The sequence below is a fragment of the Dietzia sp. DQ12-76 genome, from assembly GCF_014145045.1.
GTDB lineage: Bacteria > Actinomycetota > Actinomycetes > Mycobacteriales > Mycobacteriaceae > Dietzia.
Window position 1 is genome coordinate 1 of sequence record NZ_JAALDV010000059.1, and the last position, 7,707, is coordinate 7,707.

At 70.0% G+C, this 7,707-nt stretch carries 8 protein-coding genes; 6 read left to right on the top strand and 2 right to left on the bottom strand.

The genetic code is table 11. The annotated features are described in order from the left end of the window. A partial coding sequence (locus tag G6019_RS02995; RefSeq protein WP_194305389.1) for a glycoside hydrolase family 25 protein occupies positions 1–891 on the bottom strand: 891 nt, incomplete at its 3' end. A 205-nt stretch (positions 892–1,096) separates the two neighbouring features. Between G6019_RS02995 and G6019_RS03000 the strand changes: the two genes are divergently transcribed. Next, positions 1,097–1,369, top strand: a complete 273-nt coding sequence (locus G6019_RS03000) for a hypothetical protein (RefSeq protein WP_182612806.1) — start codon at positions 1,097–1,099, stop codon at positions 1,367–1,369. 32 nt (positions 1,370–1,401) lie between these two features. Here the strand turns inward: G6019_RS03000 and G6019_RS03005 are convergent, their stop codons facing one another. Beyond that, on the bottom strand, positions 1,402–2,091 hold the full coding sequence (locus G6019_RS03005) for a pentapeptide repeat-containing protein (RefSeq protein WP_309230140.1): 690 nt from the start codon (positions 2,089–2,091) through the stop codon (positions 1,402–1,404). A gap of 203 nt (positions 2,092–2,294) precedes the next feature. Between G6019_RS03005 and G6019_RS03010 the strand changes: the two genes are divergently transcribed. The 5 genes from G6019_RS03010 to G6019_RS03030 are packed head-to-tail and all read left to right on the top strand — an operon-like array spanning position 2,295 to position 7,642. After that, complete coding sequence (locus G6019_RS03010) at positions 2,295–2,807, top strand: DUF4395 domain-containing protein (RefSeq protein ID WP_182612807.1); 513 nt, start codon at positions 2,295–2,297, stop codon at positions 2,805–2,807. A 48-nt stretch (positions 2,808–2,855) separates the two neighbouring features. After that, entirely contained in the window at positions 2,856–3,458 is a 603-nt protein-coding gene (locus G6019_RS17070; protein ID WP_206681802.1) for a hypothetical protein, read from the top strand. 36 nt (positions 3,459–3,494) lie between these two features. Beyond that, positions 3,495–5,522: a M13 family metallopeptidase gene (locus G6019_RS03020; RefSeq protein WP_182612808.1), complete on the top strand. Its 2,028-nt coding sequence runs from the start codon at positions 3,495–3,497 to the stop codon at positions 5,520–5,522. Between the two features lie 60 nt (positions 5,523–5,582). Continuing rightward, positions 5,583–6,674 (top strand): NAD(P)H-dependent amine dehydrogenase family protein, encoded by a 1,092-nt coding sequence (locus G6019_RS03025; RefSeq protein WP_194305390.1) that lies wholly within the window; start codon positions 5,583–5,585, stop codon positions 6,672–6,674. Next, the gene (locus tag G6019_RS03030) at positions 6,671–7,642 is read left to right on the top strand and encodes an esterase/lipase family protein (protein WP_182612809.1); all 972 of its coding nucleotides are present in this window, start codon (positions 6,671–6,673) and stop codon (positions 7,640–7,642) included. The genes G6019_RS03025 and G6019_RS03030 overlap by 4 nt, the downstream gene beginning before the upstream one ends. Positions 7,643–7,707: the final 65 nt, after the last annotated feature.

The following is a 7,707-nucleotide window of genomic DNA, read 5'->3' on the forward strand; positions in this document are numbered from 1 at the left end:
CCCGGCGACGGGCGCCGGAGCGGGGTCGAGGATGGGGGCCCGATCCCCGGCGGGTGCGGACTCGGGGGCCACCTCGGGTGCGGCCTCGGGCACCGGTGCCTCACCCGGCGAGACGGGGCCGATCCACGCCCCGAGCTCCTCGATGGTCCCGGCGAAGACGTTGAGGTCCACGGGGCCGGCGAAGCCCGGCACCTCCCCGGTCTCCGAGTTCTGCCACAGCAGCCACTCGTCCCACCCGCCGATCACGGGGAGCGTCGGCTCCGGGACCCCGTATTCGGCCAACCACAGCGGGTACTCGGAGAACTGGGTGGTGTTGGCCATCCGGTCGATCCAGAAGAACCGGTACGTGTAGACGATCGGCGTCCTACCGGTGAGGTGCTGAAGCTCCGTCAGGAAGACCCGCGTCCACTCGATCAGCTCCTGCGGGTTCTTGCCCTCGTCGGTCTCGATGTCGAGCACCGGTGGTAGCTGCTCGCCGCCCACCGACTGCACCCGGGTGGCGAATGCGCGTGCCTGGATCGCCGGATCCATCGCGGGGCGAGCCTTGTGGTAGCTGCCCACGGCCATCCCCGCGGCCCGGGCGTCTGCGACGTCGGCCTCGTAATAGCGGTTCGCGGGGCCGGTGCCCTCGGTGGCCTTGATGAAGGCGAACGACTGGCCTGACGCGGCGGCTGCGTGCCAGTCGACGGGCGCACCGTGCGGGTGCTGCCAGCTCGAGGAGTCGATGCCGCGGGCAAGGCCGTCGAACGCGGGGGAGAGGGGGACGACGGCGTCGGCGCGGGGGGATATGACGACGACGAGGAGGCCGAGGGCCAGAGCGGCCGCGGAGGCCAGGGCCACGACGAGGCGGGGGAGGAGAGCGTGGCGGGACGGCTGACCGGCTGGTGTCATGGGGGAAGTATTGTTTAGTAACAACGGTCACACAAGCAACTCGCGCAACTTTCCTCACATCGAGTGGGGTAACCGCACCGATCGACGGTGGTGCGGGTCACGGATCCGTCACAACCGGTAACACGCTGTCCCACTGGTGCGATCACCCTTCCCGCCGCCCCTATGGTGGACGTAGTCCCTCCGTTCCCAGTCGGGAGTTCCCCTCGTGACCGATGCAGTAGATTTCTCGACCTTCCGCTACAGGCATGACCTCGTCGCCGAAGTCGACGGGCCGGCCGACGACGCGGTCCTCGAGGTGACCATCACGGAGACGGTGGTGCTCGACGAGAACGGCGCGGGTCGCGGGATGCCCGAACTCGTGCTGAGGACCGGGGTCGAGGGGGTCACCCTGACGGATCGTGACCAGGTTCTCCGCCTCCAGGCGATGATCAACCGGGCCGTCAACCAGTGGCGCGACGCCGCCACCCACCTGCCGTGAGCGTTCGTCCCGCCCCGGTGACCCGGCCTCTGTCATTCGACCCTGATGCCCGCCTCGGCGATCAGGGCCAGGCCGACCCCCAGGACCTGCTCCGGTGAGATGAGCGATCCCCGGAGGGCGGACGGTCCCCGCACGTCCTCCAGGTCGGCCCCGCGGAGGTCCGCGGCCGTGAAGGTCGCGTTGTGGAGTGTGGCCCCGCGGAGGTCCGCGCCGTCCGTCGACAGGTCCGCCACCCGCGCCTCCAGCAGGTCGGCCTGCCTGCAACGGGTCGAGGACAGGCGCACCCGGTGCACCCGTGCCATCCGGAGGTTGATCATGTCGGCGTGACAGTCCTCGAAGGACACGTCGGTGAGCCTGGCGTCGGACAGGACCATGCCGGTGAGGCGGCATCCGACGAACCTGACCCGCGTCACCGTGGCTCCGTCGGCGACCATCCCGGACAGGTCGCACCCGCGCACCTCGACGTCGGTGAGTCGCAGTGAGTCGGCCCTGGCACTGCTCAGCCGGATGCCCTGGAGGACCGACTCACGGATTTCCGAGCCGCCCATCCGGACCGCGCCCTCGGCTGGCGACGGAGTGTCCTCGGCGGTGGCCCACACTCCGTCCCACAGACCGTCCGGTTCGAGTTCTGACCGCGGCGTCTGCAGTTGCTCCCGGCGCGGCACGGACGGTGCGGCGGGCGGTCGGGGTGAGCCGGAACGGCGACGGAGCGGTGGGGGCACGGGCGCCAGCCTAGGTGTGGGGTGTGGGGTGCGGGGTGCGGGGAGCCTGATCCGCCCGGCGGGAGGGTCGGCGCGCGCGGGTCCCGGGCGGTCCGAGGATTGCGGCTGTCGCCGCGTGGGGCGTACGCTCGGAGGCAGTGATAGACAGATCTGTCTATCGGGGTTCCGGTGGAGAGAGCGCCGAGAGTACGAGGAGGTCGGGCATGAGTCTGCGAGAGGTGTTCGCGTTCCCGGAGGTCGTCAACGACTACGCCGCCCGGTGCACCGCCGGCCTGGTGGTGACTCTCGCGGTGGTGACGATGCTGGCGCCGCCGCCCGCGCAGACCTGGCTCGCCGGGGCGCTGGTCGTCGGTTTCGCCCTCCGGGTGGCCGGAGGACCGCGGTACTCACCGTTCGGGAGGCTCGCGGTGCACGTGCTCGCCCCGAGGGTCAGCTCCGAGCCCAGACTGGTCGCGGGTCCACCCAAGCGGTTCGCCCAGTCGATCGGACTGGTCATGTCCTCCGTCGCGCTCGGGTTGCTCCTCGGCGGGTTGACGACGGCGGGGGTCGTGGTGTTGGGCGTGCTGGCGGCCGCAGCTCTCGCCGAGGCCGCCCTGGGTTTCTGCCTCGGGTGCTGGATGTACGGGCAACTGCAGCGCGTCGGGGTCGTGTCGGAGGACGCCTGCGTCGACTGTGCCGACATCTGGGCCCGGCCGGGGATGACCGCGCGCAACTGATGCCGGCTCGCAACCGGTATGTCGCTACCCCGCGTTACTGTGGTGGGTATGACTACCCCGTCGGAGAATCACGAATCCCACGGCCGCGACCGCGATGACTTCGGGGCGGCGTACGGGACGGAGCCCTCCGGGACGGAGTTCTTCGGGTCGGCGTCCTTCGGCTCGACGTACGGCACGCAGTCCTACGGGTCGACCGACTTCGGCGGTCAGGGGTACACGTCCCCCCAGTACGGTCAGCAGCCGTTCGCCGACCAGCCGTTCGCCGACCAGCCGTTCGACCATCGGCCCTACGGCGCTTCGCAGTTCGGCGCTCAGCCTTACGGAATGCCGCGTTATGGGGCCCAGCCCTTCGGTGTTCAGCCCTACGGGGCCCCGGGTGCGGGCGCTGTGCACCCGTACGCGCCCAACTACGGCGCCTCGCGCAAGGAGCCGGCGCTCTCGCTGGTGTTGTCCTTCTTCCTGCCGGGGCTCGGCACGATCATCAACGGCCAGGCGGGCAAGGGCATCGGCATCATGGCCGGTTACTTCCTCGGGATCCTGCTGTCCGTGGTCCTGATCGGGATCCCGATCATGCTCGGGTTCTGGGTGTGGGGGATGGTCGACGCCTACTCGGGGGCCAAGCAGCACAACCTCGAGAACGGTTTCCACTGACGGACTGCTCGCGGGTCGTATGAGTAGCCTGGTCGCATGACAGCGACCGAGATCCCCACCGCCGACGCCCCGCGCCCCTCGGGCCTGGACCTCCGGTACATCGACCCCGACGTACGGTCGCAGGACGATCTGTACCAGCACGTCAACGGGACCTGGCTGCGGGACCACGAGATCCCCGCGGACCGTCCGATCGACGGCGCGTTTCTCGCCCTGCGCGACCTGTCGGAGGAGCGGGTACGGGACATCATCACCGACGCTCCGGTCGACTCCAAGATCGGTGCCTTCTACGCCTCCTTCATGGACTCCGACGCGGTCGAGGCCGCCGGGGTGGCCGCGCTCGCCCCCGACCTGGCCGAGATCGACGGCGCCGCCGACTCCGATTCGCTCGCCCGTGCCATGGCCCGTCTGGAGAAGGTCGGCGTCGGTGGCCTGATCGGCGCGTACGTCAACAACGACGCCAAGAACTCCAGCGAGTACATCCTGTACCTGGTGCAGTACGGCATCGGGTTGCCGGACGAGTCCTACTACCGCGAGGACCAGTACGCGGAGCTCCGCGACCAGTACACCGACCACATCGCGCGGATGCTCGGCCTCGCAGGGGTGACCGACGACGCCGACGGAGAGGGCTCGGAGGGCGCGGCCCGCCGGACCGCGGAACAGATCGTCGCCCTGGAGACCCGCATCGCCGCCGCCCACTGGGACGTCGTGGCCCGCCGGGACGCGGACAAGACCTACAACCCCGTCGCCTGGGACGAACTGCCGGAGCTGGCACCGGGCTTCCCGTGGCACGACTGGGCCCGCGAGGTCGGCGGCACCCGGGAGACCTTCGGGCGGCTCGTGGCGATGCAGCCCGACTACCTCACCGCCGTCGCCGAACTGTGGGCCACCGAGCCGCTGGAGACCTGGAAGCAGTGGCTGCGCTGGCGGACCGTCTCCTCCCGCGCCCCCTATCTCACCGCCGAGCTGGTGGACGAGAATTTCCGCTTCTACGGCACGGCGATGTCCGGCACCGAAGAGATCAAGGCTCGCTGGAAGCGCGGCGTCGCCGCGGTCGAGGCGGCCCTCGGCGAGGAGGTCGGCAAGGAGTACGTTGCCCGCCACTTCCCTCCCGGCCACAAGGCGCGGATGGTGGAACTGGTCGACAATCTCACCGCGGCGTACCGCTACTCCATCGCGCGGCTGCCGTGGATGACCCCGGCCACACGTGAGCGGGCGCTGGACAAGCTCGGGGCGTTCGTGCCGAAGATCGGCTACCCCGAGAAGTGGCGCGACTACTCGGCGCTCGAGGTCCGCGCTGACGATCTGCTCGGCAACGTTCGCCGCTCCGCCGAATTCGAGCACCACTACGAACTGGGTAAGCTCGGCGGCCCGGTCGACCGCGGCGAGTGGCACATGACGCCGCAGACGGTCAACGCCTATTACAACCCGGTGATGAACGAGATCGTCTTCCCGGCCGCGATCCTGCAGCCGCCGTTCTTCGACGCCGACGCCGACGACGCCGCGAACTACGGGGCGATCGGCGCCGTGATCGGACACGAGATCGGCCACGGGTTCGACGACCAGGGGTCGAAGTATGACGGCGAGGGGAACCTCGTGGACTGGTGGACCGACGAGGACCGCAGCGCGTTCGGCACGCGTGTGGAGGCGCTGATCGACCAGTACCAGGGCCTGACCCCCGACGGCCTGGACCCGGCCAAGGATCACGTCAACGGCGCCTTCACGGTGGGGGAGAACATCGGCGACCTGGGCGGTCTGACGATCGCGATCCTCGCCTACCGCCTGGCGTACGGTCAGGACGGCGAGCCCGCCGAAGGCACCGGGGTGGGGCCGGAGATCGACGGCCTCACCGGCCTGCAGCGGCTGATCGCCTCGTGGGCCATCGTGTGGCGGACCAAGACCCGCGCCGAGGAGGCCGCCCGTCGCCTGGCGGTGGATCCGCACTCGCCGCCGGAGTTCCGCTGCAACCAGGTCGTCAAGAACCTCGACGACTTCCACGAGGCGTTCGGTGTGACCGAGTCCGACGGCATGTGGCTCGCGCCGGAGAAACGCGTCAGTATCTGGTGAGCCCGACCCGGATCCGGTGAGCCCGGTCCGGCGCGCGGACCATCCGGCTATCGTCCGATCATGACGAAGCGGGACGTGCCGATCAGAGTCGTGGAGTGGTCGACGGGTTACCTGGGCAGGATGGCGGTCGAGGCGATCGATGCCCGGCCCGAACTGGAGCTCGTCGGCGTCTTCGTCTCCGACCCCGCCAAGGTGGGCCTCGACGCCGGTCGGCTCGCCGGTCTGGACCGGGATCTGGGAGTGGTCGCGACCGACGACCGGTCGGAGCTGCTCGCACTCGAACCCGACGCGGTGGTCTACACCGCGGAGACCGAGTCGCGGTTCATGGAGGCGATCGACGACGTCACCCGGTTCCTGCGGGCGGGTATCAACGTGGTGGCCTCGGGTCCCGTGCTGCTGCAGTACCCGCACGGGATCCTCCCGGAGGAGATGATCGCCGCCCTGGACGAGGCCGGCCGGGTCGGCGGTGCGACGCTGCACGTCAACGGGATCGACCCGGGGTTCGCCAACGACGTCCTGCCGATGGTCATGACGAGCCTGTCCCGGCGGATCGACCTGATCCGGGTGAGCGAGATCGCCGACTACTCGGTCTACCACCAGGGCGAGACCATGCGGCGGCTGTTCGGCTTCGGACAGTCCATGGAGTCCCTCCCACCGCTTCTGAGGCCGGGCATGCTCGCCGCCGGCTGGGGGTCGGTGGTCCGGCAGCTCGCCGCCGCGGTCGAGGTGACCCTTGACGAACCCCTGGTCGAGCGCTACGAGCGACTGCCCGCCGAGCGCGACCTGTCCCTGCTGGCGTGCGAGGTCCCCGCCGGGACCCAGGCGGCACTACGGTTCGAGGTCGTGGGTCAGGTCGACGGTGAGGACCGCATCGTCCTGGAGCACGTCACGCGCACGGACGCCGATCAGGCGCCGGACTGGCCCCGGCCTGATCACGGTGACGGGTGCTACCGCATCGAGATTCATGGTCAGCCGTCCATGCGGGTGGAGTTCACCCACCACGCCGAACACGGCGACCACAACGAGTCCGGAATGCTCGTCACCGCGATGAGACTGGTCAACGCCGTCGAGGCGGTGGTCGAGGCCGAGTCCGGGCTCGTATACGCAAAGGACCTGCCGATGATCACAGGGCGTGGCTTAATGAGAAGATGAACATAATCGGTGCCGCCCGCGCCGCAGCGGCCGCAGTGGCCGCGGCAGCCCTCGTCGTGACGGGCACGGGCGCCGCCCATGCCACGGATCCGACCTCGCGGGCCCCGATCCCGGTGCCCTACAGTTTCCTGACCGGAGCCGCCATGGCGCTCGCCCAACCCGGGGCGGAACTTCCCGGGGCGAATGACTGGACGTGTCGGCCCTCGGCCGATAAGCCGCGTCCGGTGGTGCTGGTCCACGGCACCTCGGGAGGTGCGGTGACCAACTGGCCCACGTACGGTCCGCTGTTGCACAACGAGGGCTACTGCGTGTTCACGCTGACCTACGGCGCCCTGCCTGATGTCCCGTGGCCGGTGAGTGTGCTGGGCGGGCTCTCGGACATCATGGCGGTCTCGGTGCCGCAGGTCGGGGAGTTCATCGATCGTGTGCTGGCCGCCACCGGCGCCCAGCAGGTCGACCTGGTGGGGCACTCGCAGGGCACCCTGGTCTCCGGCCTGGTGGCCAAGGTCGGCCGCCCCGGCGCGGTGAATACCGTCGCATCCATCGCCCCGCTGTGGGAGGGCTCCGGAGGGGGTATGCGCAGGTCGCTGGACGATGTGCCGGGAGTGTCGGAGCAGCTGGGTCAGATCCCCGCCCTGTCCCAGATGTCCCCCGGCTCCGAGATTCTACAGCTGTTGTGGAGCGGCGGGTCCCCCTACGCACCCGGGGTGCGCTACCTCAACGTCGTCACCCGGTACGACCAGTTGGTCACGCCCTACACCTCGGGCCTGGTCCCGGGGCCCCAGACGACCAACGTGGTGATCCAGGACGGGTGCGAGCAGAACCACGCCGAACACCTGGCGATCGCCTCCGACCCGCGGACGGCGGACTTCGTGCTCAACGCGCTCGATCCCGCCAACCCCCGCGTGCCACGGTGTGAGGCGATCGCCCCGTACCTGGGCCCGGTCCCGACCCCGCCGGGCTCGTGATCGCGCGTCGGGCGGGTACCGGGGTCGCGGGTCTGGTCGCGGCTGCGGCCCTCGTCGTCGTCGGC